A 1,240-nucleotide genomic window follows, 5' to 3' on the forward strand; every position below is an offset into this window, starting at 1 on the left:
TTTTTTGTAAATATTTTCTTGTATTCTTTGTTAACCCATTTCATAACGAAATAATTATACTTTTGTTTATCTTTGTGTGATATTCTTGATTTTTTTCTACTTAATCTGATAAGTGAGCTATTCACTTTAGGTTTAGGATGAAAATATTCTCTTGGAACCATACTTAATATAGAAATATCAACTTCTGCCATTAAAAGTAATGCCAATGAGCGTTTTGTATTTAATAATCTTTTAGCAAACCCGTATTCCACGATTAAATAAATCTCATTAGCTATACTATCAAAAACAATTTTGCGTATTATATCCGTACTTATGTTATAAGGTATATTACCATATATTTTATAGGATTGGTTTTTAGGAAATTTAAACTGCAATATATCCTTGTTTAAAACTTGGAAATTATCGTGATCAACAAGTTTATTTTCTGTAGTTTTGCATAATTTATGGTCTATTTCAATGGCAGTTACGAAATTACACCTCTTTACTAATTCAAGGGTAAAATGGCCTTTTCCTGAGCCGATTTCAAAGATATTATCATGTTCATTTAATCTTATATTTGTCATTATTTTATCTATATTATGTTTTGAAGTAATAAAGTTTTGACTGTGTTTTATATTTTTCTCGTTCATTATACCCCTCTTTAATTTGGTTATATGAATTTTGCTTATTAACGATTCATTATAACCACTTATTTTTTGTTTGGTTGATAATGAACTGTGCTGATTACAAAAATACTAAAAATGCCCATATTTTTTCCTCCTTATAAAATTAGTATAATTATAGCACGAGCTCTGATAAATATGAACATGATGAGTGATCGTTAAATTTATACTGCAATCGGATGCGATTATTGAATAAAAGATATGAGAGATTTATCTAATTTCTTTTTTCTTGTAAAAAAAGAAAGTTCTTAAAGGTTTTATAGTTTTGGTCGTAGAGCACACGGTTTAACGACTTAATTACGAAGTAAATAAGTCTAGTGTGTTAGACTTTATGAAATCTATATACGTTTATATATATTTATTATCCGGAGGTGTAGCATGTCTCATTCAATTTTGAGGGTTGCCAGAGTTAAAGGATCAAGTAATACAAACGGGATACAAAGACATAATCAAAGAGAGAATAAAAACTATAATAATAAAGACATAAATCATGAGGAAACATATAAAAATTATGATTTGATTAACGCACAAAATATAAAGTATAAAGATAAAATTGATGAAACGATTGATGAGAATTA

3 protein-coding genes are annotated in these 1,240 nt (G+C 26.6%); 1 reads left to right on the top strand and 2 read right to left on the bottom strand.

Features of this window, described 5'->3' with window-relative positions; all coding sequences use genetic code 11:
• Both erm and ermCL read right to left on the bottom strand, forming a co-directional pair.
• On the bottom strand, positions 1–629 hold a 629-nt coding region (gene erm / locus F604_RS12780), incomplete at its 3' end, for a 23S ribosomal RNA methyltransferase Erm (RefSeq protein ID WP_081624258.1).
• A 59-nt stretch (positions 630–688) separates the two neighbouring features.
• Complete coding sequence (gene ermCL, locus F604_RS12980) at positions 689–748, bottom strand: 23S rRNA methylase leader peptide ErmCL (protein WP_002497446.1); 60 nt, start codon at positions 746–748, stop codon at positions 689–691.
• Positions 749–1,055: 307 nt separating this feature from the next.
• On the opposite strand from ermCL, the gene F604_RS12785 reads away from it, so the two are divergent.
• On the top strand, positions 1,056–1,240 hold a 185-nt coding region (locus tag F604_RS12785; RefSeq protein ID WP_211209623.1), incomplete at its 3' end, for a plasmid recombination protein.

It is taken from the genome of Thermus scotoductus DSM 8553 (genome assembly GCF_000381045.1).
Lineage (GTDB): Bacteria > Deinococcota > Deinococci > Deinococcales > Thermaceae > Thermus > Thermus scotoductus.